The organism is Micromonospora sp. NPDC005171 (assembly GCF_040608575.1).
In the GTDB taxonomy this organism is placed as follows: Bacteria; Actinomycetota; Actinomycetes; order Mycobacteriales; family Micromonosporaceae; genus Micromonospora.
On the sequence record NZ_JBEXIM010000006.1, the window covers coordinates 186618 to 212729 of the forward strand.

At 71.9% G+C, this 26112-nt stretch carries 19 protein-coding genes and 1 pseudogene; 10 read left to right on the forward strand and 10 right to left on the reverse strand.

Going from position 1 to position 26112, the window contains the following annotated elements; translation table 11 throughout:
* Positions 1-148: 148 nt before the first annotated feature.
* Both ABZU74_RS12340 and ABZU74_RS12345 read left to right on the forward strand, forming a co-directional pair.
* Positions 149-991, forward strand: a complete 843-nt coding sequence (locus tag ABZU74_RS12340; protein WP_355421860.1) for a C39 family peptidase — start codon at positions 149-151, stop codon at positions 989-991.
* Between the two features lie 132 nt (positions 992-1123).
* Positions 1124-1870, forward strand: a complete 747-nt coding sequence (locus ABZU74_RS12345) for an alpha/beta fold hydrolase (protein ID WP_355421863.1) — start codon at positions 1124-1126, stop codon at positions 1868-1870.
* A gap of 28 nt (positions 1871-1898) precedes the next feature.
* Here ABZU74_RS12345 and ABZU74_RS12350 read toward each other — a convergent pair whose 3' ends face one another.
* The 4 genes from ABZU74_RS12350 to ABZU74_RS12365 all read right to left on the reverse strand — a co-directional run bounded on the left by ABZU74_RS12350 (position 1899) and on the right by ABZU74_RS12365 (position 6989).
* On the reverse strand, positions 1899-3587 hold the full coding sequence (locus ABZU74_RS12350; protein ID WP_355421866.1) for a CDP-glycerol glycerophosphotransferase family protein: 1689 nt from the start codon (positions 3585-3587) through the stop codon (positions 1899-1901).
* Positions 3588-3620: 33 nt separating this feature from the next.
* Positions 3621-5138, reverse strand: coding sequence for a bifunctional cytidylyltransferase/SDR family oxidoreductase (locus ABZU74_RS12355; RefSeq protein WP_355421869.1), 1518 nt, complete (start codon positions 5136-5138; stop codon positions 3621-3623).
* 146 nt (positions 5139-5284) lie between these two features.
* On the reverse strand, positions 5285-6061 hold the full coding sequence (locus tag ABZU74_RS12360; protein WP_124778207.1) for an ABC transporter ATP-binding protein: 777 nt from the start codon (positions 6059-6061) through the stop codon (positions 5285-5287).
* Between the two features lie 34 nt (positions 6062-6095).
* Entirely contained in the window at positions 6096-6989 is an 894-nt protein-coding gene (locus tag ABZU74_RS12365) for an ABC transporter permease (RefSeq protein ID WP_355421872.1), read from the reverse strand.
* Between the two features lie 180 nt (positions 6990-7169).
* Here ABZU74_RS12365 and ABZU74_RS12370 point away from each other — a divergent pair, with 180 nt between their 5' ends.
* From ABZU74_RS12370 to ABZU74_RS12380, 3 genes are all read left to right on the forward strand, one after another.
* Positions 7170-7808, forward strand: coding sequence for a TetR/AcrR family transcriptional regulator (locus ABZU74_RS12370; RefSeq protein WP_355421875.1), 639 nt, complete (start codon positions 7170-7172; stop codon positions 7806-7808).
* Between the two features lie 125 nt (positions 7809-7933).
* The gene (locus ABZU74_RS12375; protein ID WP_355421878.1) at positions 7934-10045 is read left to right on the forward strand and encodes a DUF6077 domain-containing protein; all 2112 of its coding nucleotides are present in this window, start codon (positions 7934-7936) and stop codon (positions 10043-10045) included.
* A gap of 225 nt (positions 10046-10270) precedes the next feature.
* Positions 10271-12028, forward strand: a complete 1758-nt coding sequence (locus ABZU74_RS12380; RefSeq protein WP_355421881.1) for a CDP-glycerol glycerophosphotransferase family protein — start codon at positions 10271-10273, stop codon at positions 12026-12028.
* Positions 12029-12100: 72 nt separating this feature from the next.
* Here ABZU74_RS12380 and ABZU74_RS12385 read toward each other — a convergent pair whose 3' ends face one another.
* Positions 12101-12439, reverse strand: coding sequence for a DUF952 domain-containing protein (locus ABZU74_RS12385; protein ID WP_355421884.1), 339 nt, complete (start codon positions 12437-12439; stop codon positions 12101-12103).
* A 113-nt stretch (positions 12440-12552) separates the two neighbouring features.
* On the opposite strand from ABZU74_RS12385, the gene ABZU74_RS12390 reads away from it, so the two are divergent.
* From ABZU74_RS12390 to ABZU74_RS12400, 3 genes are all read left to right on the forward strand, one after another.
* A complete protein-coding gene (locus tag ABZU74_RS12390; RefSeq protein WP_355421887.1) occupies positions 12553-12864 on the forward strand; it encodes a hypothetical protein in 312 nt (103 codons plus the stop codon).
* Positions 12865-12961: 97 nt separating this feature from the next.
* On the forward strand, positions 12962-13618 hold the full coding sequence (locus tag ABZU74_RS12395) for a response regulator transcription factor (RefSeq protein ID WP_091401433.1): 657 nt from the start codon (positions 12962-12964) through the stop codon (positions 13616-13618).
* Between the two features lie 9 nt (positions 13619-13627).
* Positions 13628-15058 (forward strand): HAMP domain-containing sensor histidine kinase, encoded by a 1431-nt coding sequence (locus ABZU74_RS12400; protein ID WP_355421890.1) that lies wholly within the window; start codon positions 13628-13630, stop codon positions 15056-15058.
* Positions 15059-15067: 9 nt separating this feature from the next.
* On the opposite strand, the gene ABZU74_RS12405 is transcribed toward ABZU74_RS12400, so the two are convergent.
* The 4 genes and pseudogenes from ABZU74_RS12405 to ABZU74_RS12420 form a co-directional block, all read right to left on the reverse strand.
* Entirely contained in the window at positions 15068-16024 is a 957-nt protein-coding gene (locus ABZU74_RS12405; RefSeq protein WP_355421893.1) for a TAXI family TRAP transporter solute-binding subunit, read from the reverse strand.
* Positions 16025-16207: 183 nt separating this feature from the next.
* Positions 16208-16855: pseudogene (locus ABZU74_RS12410) on the reverse strand (hypothetical protein); the annotation flags it as partial.
* A 106-nt stretch (positions 16856-16961) separates the two neighbouring features.
* Complete coding sequence (yaaA, locus tag ABZU74_RS12415) at positions 16962-17759, reverse strand: peroxide stress protein YaaA (RefSeq protein ID WP_355421896.1); 798 nt, start codon at positions 17757-17759, stop codon at positions 16962-16964.
* A 65-nt stretch (positions 17760-17824) separates the two neighbouring features.
* Positions 17825-19441, reverse strand: coding sequence for a hypothetical protein (locus ABZU74_RS12420; RefSeq protein WP_355421899.1), 1617 nt, complete (start codon positions 19439-19441; stop codon positions 17825-17827).
* Positions 19442-19614: 173 nt separating this feature from the next.
* Here ABZU74_RS12420 and ABZU74_RS12425 point away from each other — a divergent pair, with 173 nt between their 5' ends.
* Positions 19615-20655: a phosphatase domain-containing protein gene (locus ABZU74_RS12425; protein WP_355421923.1), complete on the forward strand. Its 1041-nt coding sequence runs from the start codon at positions 19615-19617 to the stop codon at positions 20653-20655.
* Positions 20656-20750: 95 nt separating this feature from the next.
* Here ABZU74_RS12425 and ABZU74_RS12430 read toward each other — a convergent pair whose 3' ends face one another.
* A complete protein-coding gene (locus ABZU74_RS12430) occupies positions 20751-25202 on the reverse strand; it encodes a LamG-like jellyroll fold domain-containing protein (protein WP_355421902.1) in 4452 nt (1483 codons plus the stop codon).
* Positions 25203-25522: 320 nt separating this feature from the next.
* On the opposite strand from ABZU74_RS12430, the gene ABZU74_RS12435 reads away from it, so the two are divergent.
* The coding region (locus tag ABZU74_RS12435) for a hypothetical protein (RefSeq protein WP_355421905.1) at positions 25523-26112 on the forward strand (590 nt) is incomplete at its 3' end.

Below are 26112 nucleotides of genomic sequence, written 5' to 3' on the forward strand. Positions count from 1 at the left end.
GGTGAGCTGACCCCCCGGGTCATCGCCTTCCCCGCCCGGCCGCGCCGGGCGTTCCCCTGAGCGGTTCACCATCCGCAGACCACGGTCCGCGCGCTGGCGCCTGCCCGGATACCGGCCCGGCCCCGGTGTGCCGCTCTCCCCCCGATCCGTGGAGGACCCCGTGAAGCACACCCTGCAGCGTCAGCTCCGCCGCCTCGCCACCGAGCGCCCGTACCAGATCGTCGCCGCCTCCGCCGCGGCCCTCGCCATCGCCACCACCACCGGCGCCCTGCTCACCACGGCAGACGACGCCCCGGCCGGCCAGCGCACCGCGACCACCGTCGCGGAGCTGCGCAGCGATGTCGCCGCCTCCCGCGGCGAGGTTCGGGACGCGTCCCCCTCGGCCAGCGCCGCGCCGACCACCGCCGCCCCGGCCACCAGCGCCGCCGCACCCGCCGCCAAGGCCAACCCGGACCTGACCCGGAAGCCGGAGCGGCCGAAGCCGCCCGCGACCAAGGTGCTCGACTACGACTACGAGGCGCAGAACACCTACTACAACTGCGGCCCGGCGGCCACCCGGAACGCGCTCAGCGCCGCCGGCATCGACCGCACTCAGGAGGAGCTCGGCACCGAGCTGGGCACCACCGAGATGGGCACCAACTCGGCCGAGGACACCACCCGGGTGCTCAACGCCGAGGTGAAGGGTTCCCCGTACCGGACCCGGATGTTCCCCGGCGCGCCCAGCCCGGCACAGATGGACCGGCTCCAGGCCGACGTGGTGAAGGCGATCACCGACGGCCGGGGCGTCGTGGCCAACGTCGTCGGGGACGCCACCGACACCGCCGGTGGCTGGCACTCCTACGGCGGCGGGCACTACATCGCTGTCGTGGGCTACAAGGACAACGGTCGCACCGTGCGGATCGCCGACTCGGCGAACCCGGCCGACCCGTCGTACTGGATCACCACCATCGACCTGGCCAACTGGATCACCAGCCGGGGCTACTCCGCCTGACCCGGGCACGCTGACCGCCGCGGGCGCCGTCTCCCACAAGGAGCCGGCGCCCGCGGCCTTTGTCCGCGCGCCCCGGGTACGCCGCCATCGACGGCTCTCGTACCGGGCCGTGAACCGTGGGAGACTGCGGCCGTGGTGGAGAAATCGGGTGGTCACGCCGGCCGTGGGCCGGTCCTGCTCCTGTTGCACGGCATGGGGGCGACCGGGGACGTGTGGTTGCCCTGGGCGCCGTACCTTGAAGAGCACTGGCCCGGGCGATGGCTGGCCCCGGACCTCGCCGGCCACGGCTGGGCACCGCCGCTGCCGTCGTACTCCTTCGCGGGCCTCGCCCGGCAGATCGCGCAGGCCCTCGCCCCCGACGACCGACTGGTGGTGCTCGGGCACTCGCTGGGTGGCGTGGTCGGCCTGGCGCTGGCCGCCCGTGACGCCGGAACGCCTGTGGACGCGGTGGTCGGGCTGGGCATCAAGGCGCACTGGTCACCTGCGGAGCTGGCCCGCGCCGCCGAGGTCGCCGCCCGCCCGGTGAGCTGGTTCGCCAGCCGCACCGAGGCGGCTCGCCGTTACCTGCGCGTCGCCGGGCTGGCCGGCCTGGTCCCGCCGGACCATCCGGTGGTGGACGCCGGGCTGCGCCAGGTCGACGGCCGGTGGCGCCTCGCCATGGACCCGACCGCCTTCGCCGTCGGCGAGCCCGACCTGGCGGCGCTGTTGGCGGCGACCGACGTGCCGGTGGTGCTGGCCCGCGGGGAGAACGACCCGCTGGTCACCGACGAACAACTCAAGGAGTACGGCGTGCCGGTCGCCACGCTGCCCGGCCTCGGGCACAACGCGCACGTGGAGGACCCGGCGGCGGTGTTGGCGCTGCTCGACCCGTACCGCTGAGGCCCGTCGCGGGCGTTCCGGGCCCGGATCAGGCAAGCGGGGAGAGCTGCGCGGACCCCTCGGACACGCGGTCCTCAGCCGGTGCCAGCTCCCGGCGGGCGGCGGTCAGGAACGCCTCGGCGTACGACTCGGCCGGGAAGTCACCCAGGTAACGGCGGCGGGTGGCCCAGCGGGCCTCGGCCAGCGGATCGGTGTCCAGCAGCGCGGTCAGCACCTCGTCCACGTTGGACATGTCCCGACGCAGCACGTAACCCGACCCGGCCAGCGGGAACCGCTCCACGAACCGGTCGCCCTCGTCGCCCATGTCGGTGACCGCGTACGGCTTCCCCGAGTAGAGGAAATCCGAGATCACGCCGGAGACGTCGGAGACCAGCGCGTCGGCGGAGTTGACGCACTCGGTCAGGCTCAGCTCCCGGGCCGCGGCGCCGACCACGTGCTGGCGGCCGGTGCGGGCCCGGTCGGCGACGAGCAGCTCGGTCAGGCGACCCAACTGGCGGGCCGACGCCGGGTTCTGCGCGGTGTACGGGTGGGCCCGCAGGATCACCGTCGCGCCGCGCTCCAGCAGTCCGCGCAGCAGCGCTTCGGCCACCGGCAGCGAGCAGTAGTCGGCGTCGGCGTGGTGCCCGGTCCAGGTCGGCGTGTAGAGCACCGTCGGGTGCGCCAACCCGCGCGCGGGCTCCGGGCGTACCTCGATCGACTCGACCTGAGGGCGACCCACCACCACGAACTTCTCCGCCGGGATCTGCACTCCGGCGCGGGCGTACCTGTCGATCGCCGCCTGCCCGGCCACGAAGATCCGGTCGAAGATCCCCGACACCGGGTTGGCGCTCGGCGCCTTGTCGCTGTCGCCGTGGTGCAGCTGAATGTGGGTGAGCTGGGTGAAGCGAACGCAGTGGCTGTTCTTCGCCCCGTGGTTGACGTAGAACGCCGCCCGCAGGCTCGGCACCAACGCCTCGTCCATCGCCCCCAGGGTGGGGCAGTAGACCACCGGCGCGTCGGTGGCCGCCGCGATCGGGGCCAGGAATTCCGGCTCGCGCAGCATGACCAGGAACGGTCGGCCGATCCGTTCCAGGTACGGCAGCCACATGGTGACCTGGTATTCCGAGCCGGGAGGCGCGGAGAAGTAGAGCAGGAACTCCGGCTGATGCCGGCGCAGCGCGGCGGCCACCGACCCACCACCGGCCCGCGGCCGGAACCGCCGACGGGCCAGGTCCAGCGCGACAGCACCGGCGCCCGCCCCGACCAGCAGACTGGCGGCCAGCGCCACACCGGCCGGCAGGGCGAGCGCGGCGGCGAGCGCCAGGGCGGCGAGCAGCCCGAGCAGGGCCGTGCCGAGCCGGTCGGCGATCAGCGGCGTCCAAGCGCGTACCGGCAGGTTGGCCGCCCGGATCTCCAGACTGCCGGCGGTGCGCAGCGGCCCCACCAGCAGCACCAGCCCCAGCAGGACCAGCCCGGTGGCGACCAGCGCGAGGTCGAGCCCGTCGTCCAGCCGCCGGGAGTAACCGACCAGGATCGCGGCGGCGATCAACGCGGTCTCCGCCACCAGGTCGGCGCCGGGCCGGATCCGCTGCTCAGCGGCCGAGGCGGCCAGCGCGGCGACGGCCAACGCCAGCCCCCAGCCGGTGGCGCCGGTGAGTGCCAGCACGACAAAGGCCAGAACTGCCAACCCGGCGGTCAGGCACCGGGCGGCCAGCTTTCGGACCAGGTCGCCGCGCATGTCGCTCCGTTCGTGGTTCCGCAGCCGTCGGCGTCAGTTGGCGGACGTCGCGCCGGCCGGCGTCTCGACCCGACCCGACCCGGCCTGGGCCGGCACGCTCGGCGTGGGCCCGTCACCGGGCGCCCGGCGTACGTCGATCACCTGACCGGTCAGGTCGGAGATCAGCACGTCCAGCGACGACTGGGCGACGGCCTCCGCGGCGAGCAGGGTGTGCTCCGGCTCCTCGCCGAAGGCCTTCGTCCGCATCGGGGTGGCGGTGCGCTCCGGGTTGATGCAGTTGACGCGCACGCCCACGTCGGCCCACTCGTCGGCGAGCGCCTGCGTGAGGTTGACCAGCGCGGCCTTGGTGGCCGAGTAGAGCGCGTAGCGGGCCCGGCCCCGGGTGTAGGAGCTGGAGGTGTAGAGCAGCAGCTGGCCCTTGGTCTGCTGGAGGTACGGCAGGGCCTGGCGGGCGATGGTCACCGGGCCGACGAAGTTGACCTGGAGCAGCCGGTCCATGGTCTCCTCGTCCATCTCGGCGAGGGCGCCCTTCTCCAGGATGCCGGCGGTGACCACCACGTGGTCGATCCGGCCGGTGGCCTCGAAGGCGGTCGTCAGCGCGGCCTCGACGTCCTCGGCCCGCTCCACGTGGGTGCCGGTGCTGGACCGGCTGAACGGGAACACCTGGGCGCCGTAGCGCCGGGCCAGCTCGGTCAACTCGTGCCCGATGCCGTAGCTGCCGCCGAACACCACGATGGTGCGGCCGGTCAGCTCCTCGCTGTAGCTGCGGTGGTCGGTCAGTCGGGGCGCCTGCGCCGCGGCGAGCTGGAAGAGCTTGTCGGCCAGGTGCACGTCGACCGGGTGGGTGACCTTGATGTTCTCGTCCGAACCGTCGATCACCTTGATCGGGGTGCCGGGAAGGTAGCGCAGCACCACGCCGCAGTCGTCGGTGGCGGCGAAGTCCGGGTCGTCCTCGGCGATCCGGTACGCCGCCCGGATCGTGGGGGAGCGGAACGCCTGCGGGGTCTGGCCCCGACGTAGCCGGGAGCGCACCGGGATGTCGGTGATGCAGTCGTTGTCGTCGACCTGGATGATGGTGTCCGCGGAGGGGATGGCCACGTCCACGGCGGCGTAGCTCCAGAGCGCGTTGACGCACTCGCGCACGATCCGGCCGCTGAGCAGCGGGCGCACCGCATCGTGGAAGAGGATGTTGCAGTCTTCCGGGCCGACCGCGTCCAGCGCGATCCGGGTGGTGGCGTTGCGGGTGTCGCCGCCCTCGATCACCTTGGTGACCTTGCGCAGGCCGGCCTTCTCGACGATCTGCTGGGCGTCGTCGACGTGGCCGGTGGCCATCAGCACGATGATCTCGTCGATCTCCGGTGCCGCCTCGAAGACCGCCAGGGTGTGCTCGATGATCGGCTTACCGGCGATCTTGAGCAGCTGCTTCGGGATGCCGAGGCCGAGCCGGGTCCCGGTGCCTCCGGCCAGGACGACCGCCACTGTCCGCGAGGGCCGCCACGGCGTCGGGGTCTCCGCTTCGGCGTCCGGGCCAGTGGTCTGGTCCTGCGTCATTGCCGGATCCTCACTCTCAGGGATGCGTTAACGGAAGGTTCCGCCCGAGCGGCGACGGAATGAACCTTAACGCGCGGACCGCGTCGCCCCAACGCGGGCGACGCGGTCCTCGGGTGCCGTGTCGATGCCGGACGTTCGCCGGAACTCTACTTGCTGTTCGCGTACGCCTCGTACGCCCGGATGACCTCGTCGGTGGGGCCATCCATCCGGATGACGCCCGATTCCAGCCAGATCGTCCGTTCGCAGGTGTCCCGTACGGAGGAGAGCTGGTGGCTGACCAGGAACACCGTTCCCGCGCCCTCCCGTAGCTCCCGCACCCGCTGCTCGCTGCGCTTGCGGAAGCCCTTGTCGCCGGTGGCGAGCGCCTCGTCGATGAGCAGCACGTCGTGCTTCTTGGCGGCGGCGATGGAGAACCGCAGCCGGGCCGCCATGCCGGACGAGTACGTCCGCATCGGCAGGCTGGCGAAGTCACCCCGCTCGTTGATCCCGGAGAAGTCGATGATCCCCGCGGCCTGCTTGGCCACGTCATCGGGGTGCATGCCCATGGCCAGGCAGCCGAGGACGACGTTGCGCTCCCCGGAGAGGTCGTTGAGCAGGGCGGCGTTGACGCCCAGCAGCGACGGTTGCCCCTGGGTGTGGATGGCCCCCCGGTTGACCGGCAGCAGGCCGGCGATGGCCCGCAGGATGGTGGACTTTCCGGAGCCGTTGCTGCCGATCAGCCCGATCGCCTCGCCCCGGTACGCGGTGAAGGAGACGCCCTTGACCGCGTGTACCTCCCGGACGTTCGGCGCGTGGGTGCGCTTGACCAGCCGGCGCAGCGCGGCCACCGGCGTGGTGCCACCGGAGGCGCCCTGGTGCACCCGGTAGATGATGTGCGCGTCGTCCACGACCACCGTCGGGATGCGCTCCTGCGTGCGGGTCATCGTCGCGCTCGCCTCGATGGGGGCGCCGAAGTGCTCAACCACGGCCGTACTCCTGTTCGCCGCGCCAGAAGTAGATGAAACCGCCGATGCCGGCCACGAGCGCCCACCCGGCGCCGACCAGCCAGAGCTGGGCCAGCGACTCGTTGAGCAGCGGTGCCTCCTCGAGCAGCGTGTAGCGGGCCAGCTCGATGTAGACCAGCAGCGGGTTGTACTGCACAAGGGTCGTCGCCCAGCTGGGCAGCCGCTCGAAGAGGCTGACGCTGTAGAGGACGCCGGAGCCGTACATCCAGGTGCGCATGATGAACGGCATGACCTGCTTCAGGTCGCTCGACTTGGAGCCCAGCCGGGCCACCATCAGCACCACGCCGGCGTTGAACACCGCCTGCAGGAACAGGGCCGGCACCAGCAGCAGCCACTCCCAGGTGAGTGGTTCGCCGGTGGCCAGCACGATGCCGATCAGGACCACCATCGACGCCAGCAGTTGCTGGAACTGCGTCATCGTCGTCGACAGCGGCAGGCTGGCCCGGGGGAAGTGCAGCGCCCGGATCAGCCCCAGGTTGCTGCTGATTGACTGGGTGCCGGCCAGCACCGCGCTCTGGGTGAAGTTGAAGATGAACAACCCGGTGGTCAGGTAGGCGATGTAGTTCGGAATCTCGTTCTGACTCAGAACCACGCCGAAGATCAGGTAATAGACCGCCGCGTTGGTGAGCGGGGTGAGCACCTGCCAGAGCTGACCCAGCTTGGCGTTGCTGTATGAGGCGACGAGCTTGGCGTTGGCGTACGCGGCGATGAAGTGCCGGTAGGCCCATAGTCGGCGGCTGTACTCGACGAGGCTGGGTCGCTCACCGGCGACCCGTAGCCCGTGCCGAGCGGCCAGCTGCGCCTGGGTCAGGCCCGTGTCGGGGTCGACCAGCGCGGTGGTGGCCATGGAAATGGCGCTCCGATCTTTCGTGCAGACGGGGGTTGCTCGCGACGATCGAATCCTAGTGGGAAATGTGCGCGGGGCGCCGCCTCGTCGCTGCGAGGACAGTAGTCCGAAACACGTCGGGACGCAACCGTACCGTCGTTGCGCTACGCTGTCCCGCGTGACCTGCGATAAGAGCCCTCGATGACCACCGAAAAGAGGCGGGCGCCGGCCGGCGCGGCGGTGTTGCGCGACGAGATCACCACGGCGATCCGCCGGGCGCTGATGCAGGAGCTCGCCGCGGTCGGCTATGGCCGGCTCTCCATCGAGGCGGTGGCGCGGCGGGCCGGCGTCAGCAAGACGGCGATCTACCGACGCTGGAGCTCGAAGCTCGACCTGGTGCTGGAGATCGTCGCCGCTGCGGCACACGGCAAGCTCCCCGCCCTGGACACCGGCACGCTGCGCGGTGATCTCGCGTTGCTGTTCCAGGCGGTGGCCCACGCGCTCCGGCACCCGCTGGCGTCGCAGATCATCCCGGACCTGCTGGCCGAGGCCGCCCGCAACCCCAGCATCGACGCCACACTGCGTCAGGTGCTGCACGCCCGTCAGCAGGAGATTGGCGGTCGTCTGGTCACCCGTGCCGTGCAGCGCGGCGAGCTGCCCGCCGACACCGAGCTGGACGCCGCCATCGACCTCATCGTGGGGCCGCTCTACTGGCGGCTCGCCATCGCCCGGCTCCCGCTCACCGACGGTTACCTCGACAACCTGGTCGACTCCGTGGCGGCCGGGCTCGGGGCCGACAGCGTGCTACCCCGCCCCCGGGCGGCGCCGATGTCGGGTTGACCGGACCTCCGACACTCGGTCGCCGGCAGCAGCGGTCTCGCTGCCCGATTCCGCTACGCTGCCCCCTTGACACCCGGCCGTCACCGTGCCGATGCCCCTCATCCGCCTGACGAGTAAGGACGCCCGTGGCCAACGTCGACAGCATCGCCGTAGCGCCCGCCGAACCGGATCCGACTCCGCGGCCTGGGCAGGCATCCCGGCCCGCCGACCCTCGCGGCGGGCTGTCCCGGGTACGCGCGTTGGTGGCCGTCGCCCCGGCGGTGCTCACCGACGGCGCGGTGATCGCGTTCGCGCTCTTCACAGTGCTCTATCACCTGGCGTTCCTGGGTGACCTGCGTCCGTCGGTCACCTTCCGGATCTGGCTGCTGGCCTGTGTGGTGCTCGCGGTCGTGGCGGTGCTGCGCGCCCGCCGCCGCGCCCCGGCTGACAGCGCCCCGGCTGACAGCGCCCCGGCGGCTCAGGACGAGCCGGTCAGCGCACCGCCCGCCGCCGACCGTCGCCTGCTGATCGGGGTTCTGGTCGCCGCCGCGGTGGCCGCCGTCTCCGCCGGTGTGGCCGGCACCAGCGTCAACCTCACCTGGTGGATCCCGGCCGTGGCCGGCCTGCTCGCGGCGGTCGGCGGGCTGCTGCTGGTGCGCCAGGCCTGGCTGAGCGGCCCGAGGCCCACCCCTGTCGCTCCGGCGCCCACCCCGGCGCAGTCGGCGTACGCGCTTGTCGTATCGGTCCTGGTCGGCATCTCGTCGTTCTTCATGGCCCGCAACACCCCGGACGACGTCTACTACGTCGGCAAGTCGGTGTGGATCGCCGAACGTGACCTGATCCCGCTCAACGACTTCCTGTTCTCCGAGAACGTGCTGCCGCCGATGGGCTCGCAGCCGCCCATCCCGTCGATCGAGGTCTTCGACGGCGCGTTCGCCAACGTCGTCGGCATCCACGCCAGCTCGGCCCTCTGGTACGTGCTGCTGCCGATCATGGCGGTGCTCGCGGCGCTGGCGCTGTGGCGGCTGACGCACCGGTGGGCCCCGCGCCGTCCGGTGCTCGCCTTCACCGTGGCGATCGCGTACCTCTACCTCGTCGCGGGCGGGGACGCCGCACTGGGCACGTTCCACCTTCCCCGGCTGCACGAGGGCAAGGGCATGTTCGTCTCGGCGGTCATCCCGCTGATGTGGCTCTACCTGACCGAGTGGTTCGACAACCGCTCGCGGCGCAGCCTGCTGCTCATCGTGGCGCTCTCGATCACCGCGATCGGGCTCACCAACACCGCGGCGATCATCCTGCCGATGCTGGTCGGCGCCGCCGGTTTCGCCATGCTGCTGGTCGGCCGGTGGAAGGCGGCCGTCGTCGCGGCGGTCGCCGCCCTCGCGTACCCGATCGGTTCGCTTGTGGTCTCCCGCCTGGCGCTCGGCGGGATGACCGCGACCGGCGCGGACGACGCCTTCTTCGACGCGGCGTCCACCTACCGGCGGACCCTGCTGTTCGGCGTGGTCGGGGTGATCAGCGGTCTGGCGCTGTGGTGCGGGGCGTTGCTCGCCCGTCGGCGTACGCCCGCGCTGCTCGCCGCCGGTGCCGCCCTGGCGTTGAGTGTCTTGTTCGTGCCCGGTGTGCTGGAGGTGCTGAGCGCGTTGAGCGGCATCTCGGTGGTGCTCTGGCGCGTGCCGTGGCTGCTCGCCCTGCCGACGCTTGTCGGTCTGCTCTGCACCGTCCGCGTGCCGGCGCCGACCCGGGCGCTGCGCCGGGCGGCGTCCGGGGGGATCGCGGTGCTGCTGGTCGCCTCGTTCGCCCTGTTCGCCACCCCGATGTGGTCGCCGCAGAGCTGGGTCGAGGTGCACAACCGCCCCACCTGGAAGCTCCCGCAGCAGCGCCAGGCGATCGCGTTCTGGATCAGGGACCTGGACCGCCCGCAGGGCCTGCTGCTCGCCCCGAAGACGATCATGCGCACCACGCCGATCGTCACCAGCGAGGTCCGGGTTGTCCTGCCCCGCGACTTCTACCTCGTCGAGTACGACCTCAGCTCCCAGTTCGCCAAGGACCGACTGCTGCTCGCCGGCTTCGCGGACGGCACCGCCAGCCCGAGACCAGCCGAGTTGAAGCCGGCACTGGACCGCCTCGACGTGGGCACCATCTGCGTCTACAACGGCAACCAGTACGCCCGCGACACCGCCCCGCAACTGGGCTACCAGGAGTTCGCCAAGCGCAAGGCGCCCGGCGCGGTGACCTGCTTCCGGCGGGCCGGCTGAGCGCTTCACCCACCCAAAGCGCCCGACCCGGGGTGGGTCGGGCGCGCCCCGGGGCGGAACTTTGCCCGAAATGGTGCCGGATACCCGAGCGACACCGAGCTGTCCCCTCGCGTTAAGGTCGCAGTCACACGCACCCGGCCGCGACTGAGCCGCTGTGCGACGGGGAGTGACGTCGGTCCATCACGGGCACCGCCCGCAACGAAATCTCGTAGGGAGCGAACTCGTTTGTTCGGCACGTTGACAGGACGCCTCGGAGTGGCCGCCCAGAGTGCGCTACTGGTTCTGGCCTACCTGGTCATGCTCGTCGGTGGCGTATTCGGTTGGATCGGTCTGTTCGCCGTCGCCGGGTTGGCCGCCATCCTCGGCGAGTTCGCCGTCGCCCGCTGGTCACCGCCGTCGCAGCTGCTGTTGGAGAAGGTGGGCCTGCACTGGTCGTACCGGCAGCTGACCCGGGACCTCGCCGCCGTGTTGCTGGTCGTCGCCGAGGTGCGGCTCAGCGACGGCGAGCTGACCCTGCTGCTGGTCCTGCCGGCCGCGGTGTGGGTCGTTTCGGTCTTCGCCGGTGCGCTCTCCACCATGATCGAGCGGCGTAACCCGCTCTCCGCCATGGTGCGCAACATCGAGCTGGGTCCACTGTCCAGCGCCCCCCAACCGCCCGCCTGGGCGGCGGCGGTCGCCGGCGACCGGATGCCCCTGCTCAACCTGCTGCTGGTGCCGGCCGGCGTGGCCGCCGCCGTGCAGCACGATCCGACGCCGTTCTTCCTGGCCGGCGTGGTGGCGGTCGTGGCGACCGGTCTGGTGGGCGCCATCATCGCGCTGACCTGGCTCCGCGGTCGAGGCGCCGGGCAGGGCCCGCTGCTGCCGGCGGTGCAGCGCTGGCTGGACAACTACCGGCCGGAGGTGGCGCTCTACTTCGCCGGCCCGGCCAAGGACGTCTACCAGGCCAACATGTGGCTCGCCCCGACCGAGGCGCTGCAGCAGCGCGCGGTGGTGCTGATGCGCAGCCGGGAAGCCTTCCTGGAGCTGGCCGACACCCGGCTGCCGGTGATCTGCGTACCGGCCGGGGTCGACTTCATGAACCTCGACCTCGGCGGCATCCGCGCGGCGCTCTACTCCGCCAACGTCGGCGCGAACATCCACATGCTCCGCGAGCCGGGTACGAAGCACGTCTTCGTCGGGCACGGCGACAGCGACAAGCAGGCCAGCGTCAACCCCTACAGCAAGGTGTACGACGAGGTGTGGGTCGCCGGCCTGGCCGGCCGGGAGCGCTACGCGCGGGCTGGCGTGGGGGTGCTCGACTCGGACATCGTCGAGATCGGCCGGCCGCAGCTCGCCGGCGTGCACACCTTCGGCGCCGAGTCGGTGGACCGGCCGTTCACAGTGCTCTACGCGCCCACCTGGGAGGGCTGGCTCGACGACGACCCGTACCACACCTCGCTGGTGCTGATGGGTGAGCGGATCGTCAAGGGGCTGCTCGGCACGAACCCCCGGGTCCGTCTGATCTACAAGCCGCACCCGCTCACCGGGTCGCGGTCCAAGGCGGCGAAGGCCGTGCACGAACGGATCGTCACGGCGATCCGCGCCGCCGGCGGCAACCCGGACGCGTCCGGGTTGGACGGCACCGCGCACCTGGTGGTCACCGGCCGCACGCCGGCGCTGTTCGACTGCTTCAACCAGACCGACCTGCTGATCAGCGACGTGTCCAGTGTGGTGTCCGACTTCGTGCAGAGCCAGCGGCCGTACGTGGTGGCCAACCCGGCCGGCCTGTCGGAGGACGACTTCCGCCGCGAGTACCCGACGGCGCGGGCCGCGTACCTGCTCTCCAAGGACTGCGGCGAGCTGGAGAAGATCGTGTCGGTCACCCGGGCCGGCGACGACCCGATGACCGAGGCCCGCCGGGAGCTGAAGACCTACCTGCTCGGCCCCGCCGAGGCGAACCCGATGGACCGGTTCCAGGAGGAGATCGACCGGCTCTGCCACTGAGCCTCGTCCGCACGGCACCGCGCCCGGCCCGACACTGTCGGGTCGGGCGCGACCGGTTCCGCCCCGACCTGGTCAGCCCAGCAGGGCGGCGACCGCGTCGGGGGCCGGAAGGTCCGCCGGCAACGCCCGCGCCACCGTCACCGCCGCGACCGGCAGCGGGCCGTACAGGTGCGGGAAGAGCTGCCCGCCGCGCGACGGTTCCCACCGCAGCGCGTCGCCCAGTCGCTCCTCCTCGACGCTGAGCAGCGTCAACCCGGTCGCCCCGGTGAAGTACCGCCGGGCCGTCTCCACCACCTGGTCGCCGCCGGAGAGGTGGATGAAACCGTCCTGCCGGTCCACGGCGGAGCCGGCGAAGACACCGGCGGCGAGCGCGTCGTCCCATTCCGCGCTCGACAGCAGTTTGTAGATCACCACAGCAGCGTACGGGGCCGGAGTCGGCGCGCCCGCCCGGTTTTCGCCGGTACCGCCTCGCCCGTCGCCTCCCGCCGGGCATGCTCAGGTCAAGGGCCGCGGAGGGATGGGCGATGCAGAGCTACGACGATGACTGGACCGACAGCCAGCGCGCGCTGTACGACGAGTGCTACCGGGCCGGCGGCGAGTGGGCCGAGGACCCGGACACTCCGTCCGACGACGTACAGCACGTGATCAACTTGGCCGAGGCGGACGACGACGCCTTCGAGGACGCCGAGATCGACTATCCGCCCCTGGTCGACGCGGTCACCCAGGCCAGCGGGGTCAACGTCACCAGCGTGCCGGCCAGCCACGAGGACCCGGGTTTCCGCGGGTTCACCGACGGCGTCCGGGACGCCACCGCCGACGACGTCTTCGGCCTGTAGCGGCCGGTGGTCCGCCCGGCGCGGGCGGGCGGCCTCCCGGTCGGCGCGCGCTTCTGCCACCATTCGCAGAACAGCGCTGCGAAGGACGGGGGCACGGGTGCGGATCCTGCTGGTGGAGGACGACCGCCGGGTGGCCGCTGCGCTGTCCTCCGCCCTCACCCGCCGGGGGTACGAGGTCGAGCACGCCGCCACCGTCGCCGCCGCGCTCTCTGCCGCCCCCTGCGACCTGGTGCTGCTCGACCTGACCCTGCCCGACGGGGACGGCACCGACCTGTGCCGGGAGCTGCGTCGGCGTAGCAGTCAGCTCGGCATCATCGCGGTGACCGCCCGGGGTGAGGAACGTGACCGGGTGCTGGGTCTGCGTCTCGGCGCGGACGACTACGTGGTCAAGCCGTTCTCGATGGTGGAGTTGCAGGCCCGGATCGAGGCGGTGCTGCGCCGCGCCGCGAACGCCGCACCCGAGCGGCACCTCATCGAGGCCGGGCCGGTCCGCATCGACGTCGCCGCCCGGACGGTCACCGTCGACGGCCGTGCCGTCACGTTGACCCGCAAGGAGTTCGACGTGCTCCTCTCGCTGGCCCGCCAGCCCGGGGTGGCGGTGCCCCGCGACCGGATCCTGCTCGACGCCTGGGGCACCACCTGGGCCGACCGGCACACCGTCGAGGTGCACGTCGGGTCGCTGCGCGGCAAGCTCGGCGACGCCCGCCTGGTGGAGACCGTGCGCGGCGTCGGCTACCGGCTGCGCGACGCGTGAGGAGCTGACGTGCGCCGTCGCCTGGTGATCAGCTATCTGCTGCTGATGGTCCTCGTCCTCATCGCGTTGGAGACGCCACTGGCCGCCACCATGGCCAGCCGCGAGACCGAGCGGGTCCGCGCCGACCGGCTCGCCGACGCCACCCGGTTCGCCTCGCTGGCCGGGCCGGCGTTGCGCGACGGCGGGCCCGGCCCGATCGAGTCGGAGCTGACCAGCTACGACGACCTGTACGCGATCGGCGCCGCGATCGTCGACCGGGACCGGAACATCACTGTCTCGTCGCCGAGGTGGCAGCCCAGCCCGGGGACCGCGACGGTGCTGGACGTCGCGCTGTCCGGGCAGCAGACAAGCGCCCCGGTGTCGGTCTGGCCCTGGACGACCGACCCGGTGGTGGTGGCGGTGCCGATCAACGACGGAGGTGAGGTGCTCGGCGCGGTGGTGATCGTGACCCCGGCCGGCCCGATCCGCCGAGCCGTCGTCGCGTGGTGGCTGCTGCTCACCCTGGCCGGTCTGCTCGCCGTGCTGGCCTGCGTGCTCACCGCGTTCGGGCTGGCCGGTTGGGTGCTGCGCCCGGTCACCGAACTGGACGCGGTCACCCACGAGATCGCCGAGGGCGACCGGGGCGCCCGGGTGCAGCACCGGCAGGGGCCGCCGGAGCTGCGCCGCCTCGCGGCCAGCTTCAACCACATGGCCGACGTGGTCTCCGACGTGATGGACCGGCAGCGCGCCTTCGTCGCGCACGCCAGCCACCAACTGCGCAACCCGCTCACCGCGCTGCGACTGCGGGTGGAGGAGTTGGGGCCCAGCCTCACCGACCCGGACGGTCGTTCCGAGCACCGGCTGGCCCTGGAGGAGACCGACCGGCTCGCGCTGGTGCTCGACGCGCTGCTCACCCTCGCCCGGGCGGAACGGGAGGAGAACGAGCGCGTCACCGTGGACGCCGCCGCGGTGGCCGCCTCCCGGGTGGCCGCGTGGGCGCCGCTGGCCCGGCACCGGTCGGTCGCGTTGCGGCTGGCCACGACCGACGCCCCGGCGTACGCCCAGACCGTGCCGACCGCCGTCGACCAGGCGCTGGACGCGCTCATCGACAACGCGGTGAAGTTCAGCGGGGCGGGCGGGGCGGTGACGGTGACGGTGTCCCGCCGCGACGGCGGGGTGGCGCTGGAGGTCCGCGACTCCGGCCCCGGCATGACCGAGAGTCAGCTCGGTCAGGCGACGGAGCGGTTCTGGCGGGCACCGGACGCGCAGAACGTGGACGGCGCGGGGCTCGGCCTGACCATCGCCGCCGTGCTGGTCGACGCGTCGGACGGGCGGCTCACCATGCGCCCGGGGGAGTCGCGGGGGCTGGTCGCCGCCCTGTGGTTCCCGACGCCGGCCCTTGCGGTGGAGTCGGCGGACGAGGAGCCGGCCGCCGAGCTGCGCACCAGTCCGGCGCGGTGAGGCCGGTCGTCACGGTTTGGTGGCGCGGTACCAGGCGGCCGCGCCCGGGTGCAGCGACAGCGGCGCGGTGACGATCGCCGAGCGGGGGCTCATCCGTCCCGCCGCCGGATGGGCGGCGGCCAGCTCGGCCCGGCGTTCCATCAGCAGCCGGGTCACCTCACGGACCAACGGCTGCGGCAGGTTGGCCCGGACGATCAGATAGTTCGGGTCGGCCACCGTGGTCACCGCGTCCACCCCGTACACCGAGCGGGGAATGTCCCGGGAGACGTAGACCTGGCCGTAGCGCGAGCGCAGCGGCTCGGTCAACTCGCTGAGGTCCACGATCCGGATGGCGCTGGCCCTGGCCAGCTCCTCGATGCCCCGGACGGGCAACCCGCCGGAGAAGAAGAACGCGTCGATCCGTCCGGAGCGCAGCGCCGTCACCGAGTCGTCCAGACCGAGCCGTTCGCGCCGCACCTCGTCGCCACCGAGGCGGGCCACCTCCAGCAGTCGGGTCGCGGTGATCTCGGTGCCCGAGCCGGGGGCGCCGACGGAGACTCGCCGGCCACTCAGGTCGGCGACCGTGCGGACCGGACCGCCGCTCGTGGTGACCAGGTGCAGTTGGTCGTCGTACACCCGGGCGACGGCGTTGACCGTGGGGCTTCCCGTCGTGCTGGTCGGCAGCACGTCGGCCTGGGTGAAGCCCAGCTCGGCCCCACCGGAGCCGACGAGCTGGACGTTCTCCGCCGAGGCGGCGGTGATCACCACGCTGGCCCGTACGTCGGGGAGTTCCCGGTTGAGGATGGCCGCCAGGGACTGCCCGAACGCGTAGTAGACCGCTGTGGGGCTGCCGGTGGCGATCCGGATCGACGTCGGCTCGGTCGGGGCGTCCCGGCAACCAGCGACGGCCAGGTTCGCGATCAGCAGCACCGTCGACAGGGCGGCCAGGCCGGCGCGGCCGGACGAGGTACGACTCACGCGGTGCACTGTGCGCTGTCGGGCGGGTGCGCGCAAGCCCCGGCCGGCGACGTCCGGAGGGTCGGAACCCGATCAGCAGGCCGTGCGACGTGCCGGTGCCACGACCGCACCCCGCGCAGACGCCGCAATCCCCCCGCGCGCTGCCGCCGTCGCCGGTACGGCCACCGGACCACGCGCCGGCTCCAACGCCGCGCTGCGCAGGATCCGCTGCCGGTCCGGGCCGTCGGCCACGCTGACCAGGAAGCAGCCGGTGCCGGGGCGGAGCCGGGCCGGCACGTCGAGCACCGCCGCGCCCCGGATCAGCACCGCGGCCAACTCCCGGTCGGTGAGCCGGACACCGAGGATGTGCCGGCGGACGTGCCGCCCGGCGGCCAGCAGCGCCGAGCGCCAAGCCGCCTCCGCCAGCCGGGTCACCAACCGCCGGCGGGCCGGCGAGGCGCCGGGCAGCGGCCCGCCGAGCAGCTCACGCCGCCCCTGCCGCCAGCCCGCGTCCAACATCCGGGCGTACGCGCCTTGGTGCTCCCGGGGCACCCACAGCCGGTGCAGCTCGTAGCGGCGGCGCAGGCCGCCGACGGCCACCTCGTGGGTGACCGGGATGTCCAGCCGGGCGAGCAGTTGCCGCATCCGCTGCGCGGCGTCCTCCCGGTTGAACTCCACCCCGGGGGCGTGCTCGGCACGGACCGCGCTCGGTCGGGCGGCGGTCGGTCGGGCTGCGGTCGGCGGCGGCGTGCAACGTTGCAGGCAGGCAGCCTCGAACGCGTCGCCCAGTGTCAGCCAGTCGAGCGGAGCCGGGGGCGTCGGGGAGTGGGGCCTGTCGAGCAGGGCGGGTTCGCGGGTCAACGGAGGCTCCCTTGTCGGAGTCTGGGTTGCCCTACCGTGGCCCCTGTCACGCCGTTACGGAACAGCTCCGCCCCAGCCTTGAGCAAATCTTGCGGCTGCCGCGCCGCTACAGGTCGGTGACCACCAGATCCACCTGCCGCACCCGACCCGCGGCGGTGGCCTGCTCCAGCACTGTGTGCTTCAACTCCCGTAGGGTGCCCACCAGCTCGGCGGCGGTGCGCGGACGGGCCCCGGCGACGAGCAGCTCCCGGACCAGCCGCCCCTTGGTCGCCTTGTTGAAGTGGCTGACCACCGAACGGACCGGCACGCCGTCGACCTCCCGCTCGTGCAGAACCCGCACGGTGACCGTCCGCTCGGCCAGCTCCCCGCGCGGCGTCCAGGTGGCCGCGTACGCGCCGGAGCGCAGGTCGAGCACCGGGCCGCGACCGGCGGCGCCGTCCACCGCCGGGGTCAGCTCCCTGCGCCAGTACGTCGACAGCGCCCCGACGTCGGGCAGGCGGGCGCCGATCGGGCAGCGGTACGGCGGGATCCGGTCGGCCAACCGGACCGCGCCCCACAGCCCGGAGCTGATCAGGATCGACCGGCGGGCGGCCCGTTGCGCGGTGGCCGGCAACGAGGCCAGGTCCAGCGCCTCGTAGAGCACCCCGGTGTAGAGCCGCTCGGCCGGCGCGGTGGCCGCCTCCCGCAGCCGGGCGTTGCGCCGCAGCTCGCCCCGCTGACCCTCGCTGAGACCGAGGGCCGCCCGCGCGGCCTCCTCGTCCGGCCCGGCGCTCAGTGCCACCAGGGCGTCCAGCACCCGCTCGCGGGCCGGGCTCAGCTCGGGCAGGGAGAGCCGGTCCGCGGCCCAGCGGCGTCCGGTGCCGGCGTCGGCCTTGCCTTCCGAGGGCGGCAGCAGGATGAGCATGGGTCTCCTCGACGGGCGAAACGGCGGCACCCCACGCGCCGGCCCGGCCAGCGTACGACCAGCCCCTACCGCCAGGGCCGCACCGGGGTGTCGGGGTGGTACACGCGATAACCGCCGACCTCCCGCACCGGCGTGACGTCGGCCCGCTCGGCGAGCAACCGGCGTAACCGCTGGTCCATCGGCGAGCCGACCTCCACCACGTAGCCCGGCCGCTCGGCCCGCCCCACCTGCCGCCAGTACGGCCGGTAGCGGTTCTGCCCGGGGGACAGGTCCCCGTCGAGCACCCCGCAGACCACCGACTCGTCCGTATTGAAGATCAACCGGTTGCAGGTCCAGTAGTCCCCGTACACCTCGTGGGGTCCGTCGGCGCGCAGCGCGGCGGCCAATTCCCGGGCCTGGCGCTCCTCGGTCCGCGACGCCGCGGTGCCGGTGGCGGCGAAGAGCACGGTGATCACCAGCATGGTCACGGTCAGCGCCGCCAGCACGGCGGTGGAGAGCGCGCCGGTGAACCGCCCCAGCACGCTGCTGGTGCCCCGCCATGCGGTCAGCGCCGCCACCCAGAGCGGCCAGAGCACCGCCGGCAGCGACAGTTGCAGCACCGACAGGTAGCGGGCGTTGTCCAGCGGGCTGGTCGCGGCGAGCGGGCTGCGCACGTACGACAGCAGTGTCAACGCCGCGCCGGCGACCAGCGCGAGCTGCACGACCGGCCCGACCCGCTCCCCGCGCGACGCCCCGGCGTGTCGGTAGGCGAGCACCGCGAGCGCCGCCCCGGCCAGCAGCAGCACCGGGTACAGCACGCCGAACCACTGTTGCCAGCGTCCGCAGCCGTCCACCGGGCAGAGTCCGTGCGCCAGCGGCACCCCCTCCAGCAGGCCGCCCCGGATCCGGTCGGACCACGGCGGCTGCGGCCCGGCCTTGCTGCTGACCTCCCGGAACACCGACAGCGAGTCCTCACCGGGGCCGGCCCGCAGGTTGTCGACGATCATCGGGGCCACGCCGATGACCACCCCCACCACCAGCAGCAGCCCGGCCCAGCCGAACAGTTCCCGCCGGATCGCCCAGAGCAGGGCCAGCCCGGCCACCGCGAGGTACGGCAGGATCAGCCAGTCCGACCAGACGGACAACCCGACGAGCAGGCCGAACAGGCCGAACGCGAGCCGTCGGAGATGGACCGTGCCGGCGGCCAACCCCAGGGTGATCAGCAGCATCAGCAGCACCGCCGGCTTCACCTCGGGTCGCCCACCGACGACGGTGAGCTGGTCGCGGACCACCCGCTCCGGCCCGAGCGCGAGCAGGCCCACCACGAAGGCGGCGAACCACGGGGTGCCGAGCCGCCGGGTCAACCGGTGGATCAGGTAGAGGAAGACCGCGTAGAGCGCGAGCATCGGCAGCCGCAGCACCGGCCAGCTCGGCCCGAACACCGCCACCAGGGGAGCGGCCAGGTACGACTCCAACATCCCCATGTAGTGCTGGCCGTAGAGGAAGACCGGGTGTTCGCGGCCCTGCCCGATGTGCAGGGCGGCGAGGCCGAATGTCGCCTCGTCGCTGTTCGATACCGGCACTGTGAAGAGCGTCAGAATCAGCCGGTAGACGACACCGGCGACCCCGAACAGCAGCGCGACGAGCGCCGGCCGGTCGAGTCGCGGACGCCATCGCCCGCGGTGCTGCTCTGGATGCGACACGACCAACGCCCCCGTCGTCGTCCCGACCGGAGTGTTTCACGTTCGGCCGGGCCGCCGAGGCGGATCCGCGTAGCCGGGCAGGGCGGGATCGGCTCCGCGGTGGGCGGGCCGGATCGGCGCAGCCGAGGTTGGCTCGCGTGGCCGTGGCTGTCGACGTGTGGCAGGGTTGGCGCGTGCCACCCACTCCCGCCGGCCAACTGGCCGTTCCGAACCTGCACCGGGCTGCGCGGATCGAGGACGCCGTGCACCAGCTCGTCGAGCGCCGGCTGCGGCGCACCGGCTGGCGGGTCAACATCGTCGCGTACACCGGCTATGGCGCGCCGGGTTGGGTGCGGGTGATGTGCCGGGTGCTGTTGGGTCGTCCGGACACCCGCCAGCGGGGTCGGCTGGACAAGGTCCGCGGCTGGCGCAGCTTCACCACGCTGCCCGCCAAGCACGTCACGGTGACCATCGAGGCCGGCGGGGTGTGCCACGAGACGCGGGCCGACCGCAGCGGCTTCGTCGACACGCTGGTCGAGGCGGACCTGCCGCCCGGGTGGGGCACGGTCCGGCTCAGCGTCCCGGACGCCGAGCCGGTCGACGCCCCGGTGCGCATCCTCGACCCGGACGTCAAGTTCGGCATCATCTCCGACATCGACGACACGGTGATGGTGACCGCGCTGCCCCGGCCGCTGCTGGCCGCCTGGAACACGTTCGTCCTCGACGAGCACGCGCGCAACGCCGTGCCCGGCATGGCGGTGCTCTACGAGCGGCTGGTCACCGCGCACCCCGGCGCGCCGGTCTTCTACCTCTCCACCGGTGCGTGGAACGTGGCGCCCACGCTGACCCGATTCCTGTCCCGGCACCTCTACCCGGCCGGGCCGCTGCTGCTCACCGACTGGGGCCCGACCGCCGACCGCTGGTTCCGCAGCGGCATGGAACACAAGCGGGTCACCCTGGCCCGGCTGGCCAAGGAGTTCCCCGACGTGCGCTGGTTGCTGGTCGGCGACGACGGCCAGCACGACCAGGAGATCTACCGGGAGTTCGCCGCCGCCCACCCGGAGAACGTCGCCGGGGTGGCGATCCGCCGACTCTCCCCGACCCAGTCGGTGCTGGCCGGCACCCTGCCCGCCCCGGCCGGCCGCCCGTCGTCGGGGCCGGTGGGGCAGAAGTGGCTCTCCGCCCCGGACGGCGCCGGCCTGTGGCAGTTGCTCCGCGACGCCGGCCTGGTTTGACCGCGCTCCTCGCTCCACTCCCAGTGGCTGAGCCCGTACAGGCGAAACCCCCGGGCGCCGCAGTTCGCGGTGCCCGGGGGTTTCGGCACTTCGGGTTACAGCAGTGAGGGTCCGGCCCAGGCGACGGTGCCGGGGGCGCCGTTGCCCGGGTAGAGGCTCAGGGTGCCGTTGCTCCTGCGACGGACCATCAGATCCATCTTCCCGTCGTTGGTGACATCGCCGAGGCTGCTCATGTCGAAGTCCTTGCAGATGCCGCAGACCAGGACACGGGGGCCCCACACCGGGGTTCCGTTGGCGGCCGTGTTGGGGTAGACCCACATGTCGCCGGTGCCGGCGTTGCGCATGACCAGGTCCGGCTTGCCGTCGTTGTTGGCGTCCTCGATGTGCACGTTGTCGTATCCACCGCAGGAGGCGCAGAGCAGGATCCGATTACTCCAGGTGATGGCGCCGCCAGGAGTGCCGTTGCCCAGGTACGCGTACATGTCCCCGGTGCTGTTCTCCCGGATGAACAGGTCGGTCTTGCCGTCGCGGTTCACATCGGCCAGGTCGGACGTGCCGAAGTTGACGCACTTGCCACAGACCAGCTGGCGGGCAGACCAGATTGGATCTCCGCTGGCGACCGTGTTCGGGTAGACGTACATGTCGCCGGTGCTGATCTGGCGCATGAACAGGTCCAACTTGCCGTCGTTGTTGACATCGGCCATGTTGAACGAGTCGTAGCCCCCGCACCGTCCGCAGACCACCACACCGGCGTCGAACGTCAGCGTGCCGTCCAGGTTCGTTCCGCGGCGCAGCAGCACGTCGCCGTTGCTCTGGCGGATCAGCATGTCGCCCCGGCCGTCACCGGTGACGTCGCGGACGTTGGGCGCGAGGAGCGTCTGGGCGTAGTTGCCCGGCGCGGTGGCCTCGGCCGGGTTCAGGGCCCGGTCCCAGTGCTGCACGTTGCTGATCTGGCCCGAGTAGTACGAACTCGGTGCGCCCTTGTAGCGGTAGTGGCCGATGACGAACCGACCGGTGCTGGGCCAGGACACGGCGGCGGCGTGCTGTGCCGTGCCGGCGAGGTTGTTGTTGACGTAGAGAGCCATCGTGCTGGTGGTGTGGTTGTAGGTGGCCACCAGGTGCGTCCACACCCCGAGCTGCGCGTTGGGTGCGCTGACGGCTTGGTCGTACGACCAGGCGTCGCCGTCGGCGCGGGCCATCCCGAAGCGCCAGGTGTTGTCGCTCTGCTCCTGCCAGAGGATGAACCGGGCCGAGCGTGACCCCTCCTCGGACATGATGATCTTGCCGGCGGTGGTGGGCTTCACCCAGGCGGCGACGCTGAACGACTTGGTGGTGTCGATCAGCACCGGGCTGGCGGCGCTGACCAGGCTGCCGGTGCCGTTGGCGTCCACGCCCGTGCCGGTGGCGTCGCTGTTGAGCCGCAGGTCGGGGCTGAACAGGTCGCCTTCGTGCCAGTACGCGTTGCCGGTGCCGGTGAGGGTGCTGCCGCCGGAGGTGTCGGCGGCGGTGGCCGCTGTCGCTCCGGCAGTGCCGTCGTTGAGCGGCCAGGTGTGCTTGGCGGTGACCAGACCCTGCGCCTGCTGGGTGGCGATGGTGGGCGTGCCGCCAAGGCCGGTCACCAGGTACGCAGTGGTCAAGCCGTTGGCGCCGACGGTCCACAGGTCGGGGGTGTCGTCGGAGTTGACGTCGGCGGCCCGCAGGCTGAGCGCGGCGCCACGGTTCCAGTTGGTCGAGAGCGTGTACGGCGTGTAGGTGAGCTGGCTGGTGTCCTGGTTGTAGGCCAGGTTCGTCCAGAGGTGCAGGGCCCCGGTGCTGCTGTTCCACAGGAACATCGAGGTGCTGCCGTTGACCTGCGTGGTGGTGATGGTCCAGTTGTTCCAGTCCATGCCGCCCGTCGGCGTCGGGGTCTGGGTGCTGGCGCTGTAGTAGTAGAGGCCGGGCGCGAAGGCCATCGGGTAATAGTTGAGGTAGTAGCCGTTCGTGGCGTCGCCGCTGGTGCCGATCAGGTCCGGCAGGAGGGACCCGGTGCCGCGACCGTCGCCGGCGTTGGCCAACTGCAGCGGCGCGTTGCCGTTGCCGTCGAGCAGCAGCTCACCGGAGACGCTGACCTGGTTGTTGTACGGCTGGATGACCGAGCCGTCGCCACTGCCGCGCAGGATGGTTCCGTTGCCGGCGTTGGCGCCCGCCGTGTAGTAGACGAGAACGTCCTGCAGGCCGGACCCGAAGAAGTGACCGGAGATGGCCTGGCCGCCGTTGAAGTCGGACGGGTCCTCGTTGCCGGTGACTCCGTTGCCCCGCGCTCCGATGTCGTTCACAGTGGTGCGCACCGCGCCGCTGTTCATGCCCGTGCCGAGCCAGAGGCCTGAGGGCAGCCCGTTGCGGGCGCCGATGGTCAGCAGGTCGGCGACCCCGTCACCGGTGAGGTCCGCGTCGGCAGCAGTGTCGGCGGGGTCCGCGTTGAAGGTGACGGTGGCGGTCTCGCCGAAGTTCCCACCCGCCGAGAGGCTGGTCACGGCGAGCGTGTTGGTGAACCGGGTCGGCGTCGCGACGACGGTGGCGGCGCCGGCCGTGGCGGAGATGGTGACCGGGGGCAGGCCGTTGAGCTGGTAGCTGTAGCTGGTCGGCTGGGTGCCGGTGCTCGGCGGCGTGATGGCGAAGCTGGCCTCCTCGCCGATCTTCGACTGACCCTGCGGCTGACTGATCTCCGGCGCGCCGGTCCGGGTGGGGTCGAAGGTGAAGGTGCAGGTCGCCGACCAGTCGCTGGCGGTCCGGAAGTCGGTGGCCTGGACCTTCCAGGAGAAGTTGGTGATCGCGCCTCCGGCGGCGGCGCGCAGCGTGGCGGACGGCACGATCAACACCCCGGTGCTGCCGGAGGAGTACGTCAGCAGGTTCGGGTTGGACGACGCCAGCGCGGTCTGCGAGGCGTCGGCGCTCTTCCAGAGCTTGAAGCTCACGCCGAGAGTGCCGCCGTTGGGGTCGGACACCGGGGCGTAGAGGTAGACCGGGTTGTCGCCGATGGTCGATCCACCGGCACAGGCGGTCCGCGGCGAGGTGGTCATGCCGGCCGGCTTGTTCGGCTTGTGGTTGTACAGGATCTCCAGCGTGGGGCTGGTCTGGAGGAATTCCTTCCAGCTCTGGGCGTCGCTGCCCTCGTTCTCGCCGACCAGCCGTAGGGTGCGGGTGGCGGTCCGGTTGTTCGCGAGGTCGGTAGTGATCTGGCTGGTGATGTCGAAGGCGACACCGGCAGCCGCGCAGCCGCTGTAGCCGTGGGCGAAACTCGCTGATGCCGCGAGCCGGGTGTTGCTCTGCGTCTCCCAGAAGTTCCAGGTGGCGTTGGACTTGGTGAGCACGGTGTCCGGGGCGTAGACGTTGACCCGCTTCGCGGTACAGGACCACGAGAGGGTGTTGGTGATCTTGAAGGTGGCCGAGCTGATCTCGGCGCCCTTCAGAGCGCTGTAGGGCACCGGGAAGTTGATCAGGGTGTTCGAGCGCTGCTCACCGGAGTTACCCACCTGCATCCGACCGATCGGGTCGGGGGTGTTGTTCCAGTAGTTGGTGGACTGGTGCTGGTAGGAGATGCTGGCCCAGCCGGACATCCGCGGACCGGTGGCGCTCCAACTGAAGCTGGGGTCGATGTAGACCGGGTAGACGGTCGCGGCATCGCTGAGCAGCTTGCGGTCTGGCTTGAGGCCGAGCTTGCCGGGGGCGATGGCGACTCCGATGGCGGCGGTACGCGCCGCGCGGCCGGGAGCTGCGCTGGTCGACGCGGCGCCGCTGCGCGCTGTCGGTCCGCTGGCGCCTCCCGCCGAGGAGTCCCACATCAGCGGGGCGGGCGCGGTGATGACCGCGTCGCCAGCCCGGTCCTGCCCGCTGATGTTTCCGGCCGCGTCGGCGCCGAGCGTGAAGCCCTTGGCAGCGGTCGCCAGCTCAAGCGTCGCCAGCTTCGGGTTCGCCGCGGCCTTCGCGTCCTTGACCACGAAGACGTGCGAGAAGCCACCCTGGGCGTTGACGGTCGCCGTCAGGTCCACACCGGGCAGTACCTCAGCATACGTCGCCGTCGGACCGGCGAGCGTGGGCTTGGGTAGGGCGACGGGGGCGGTCAGGGTGAGCGAACGGTCCCCACTGACCAGGTGTGCCATCGGTCCGGTGCCACCACTGGACAACGTGATGTCATGCGTGGTGGTGGTCGCGGTGATGGTGCCGTCGGCCCGTCGGATCAGGGTGGGGTCCAGCGGCTTCCAGGTCTTGCCGACACGCTTACGGTTCGGGATGGCGCTCTGGCTGAGCAGCAATTGACCGTCCGGGCGAGCGGTAAGGGTCTCCGTCGAGGTGCCGGCGGCGCTCGCCTCGACCGGCTTACCGGTCCGCTTGGCCTGGGCCATGGCCGCGTCCACCCCGAGCGGGCCGGCCGGCTCAACGGCGGGTTTCGGCTTCGCGGGAGCCGCGGCGGCGGCCGGAAGGGCGAGCGGCACGGCGGCCGCAGCGATGGCGACAGCGGCCACCGCACCCGACGCGACGGCGCGTACGCGCAGTCGTCTCTTGATCATATGAAGTTCTCCCCGTTAGTGACGTGGACACGTGACCGCGTCCGATCGAGCGGCCACAGTGAAGCAGTCACTCCGGCCTCCGGGAAACGTCTCTGGTCACTTACTGCTGTCCCTTTAGCACTCAGTGAGAAGGGTTTGATGGCATCGGGAGCCGATCATCGTTATGACTCCGTGACCTCTTCGGTGATCAAGCATGAAACATTGTTCGCGCCACGGGGGTGCGCGTCCTATCACTCTGCGTGGCCTCCAACCCATCTCGCAGAGCTGAGGTACGCATGGCCGTCCACGGGGGATTACGCCTGCTCACACGTCCCAGACGTATGGTCGCGGTGGTTGCGGCCGCGTCACTCGCCGCCAGTCTGCTGTCGGGTGCGCCCGCGCTGGCCAAGCCCAAGGGGCCGGAGTTGGCGAAGGCGCCAGCGACATCGCCGGGGCGGTCGGTCAAGGGTGTGAAGCCGCTGCCGACGAAGTTTGTGACGCCGCCGGATGACGCGAAGTCGACGTTCCGGCCGACGCGCACGGTGTGGCCGAAGGCTGCTTCGGCTGAGATCGAGCTGCCGGTTGCCGCAGCGGGTGCTCGTGCGGCGTCGCCGTCGCGGGTGCGTGCTGCTGGTACGCCCGTGTGGGCCGAGTCGGTGGCGGCGAAGGCGGGCCCGCGCAGCCTGAAGGTGAGGGTGGCTGACCGTAAGGCTGCCGAGGCGGCCGGGGTCGATGGTGTGTTGCTGTCGGTGTCTCCGGACGTCAGCGCGGGTGCGGTGCGGGTCGGTGTGGATTACGCGGGGTTCGCGGAGGCGTTCGGCGGTAACTACGGGTCACGGTTGCGGTTGGTGCGCTTGCCGGCGTGTGCGTTGACGACGCCGACGCGTAGTGAGTGTCGGGTGGCGTCGCCGTTGGTGTCGTCGAACGACGC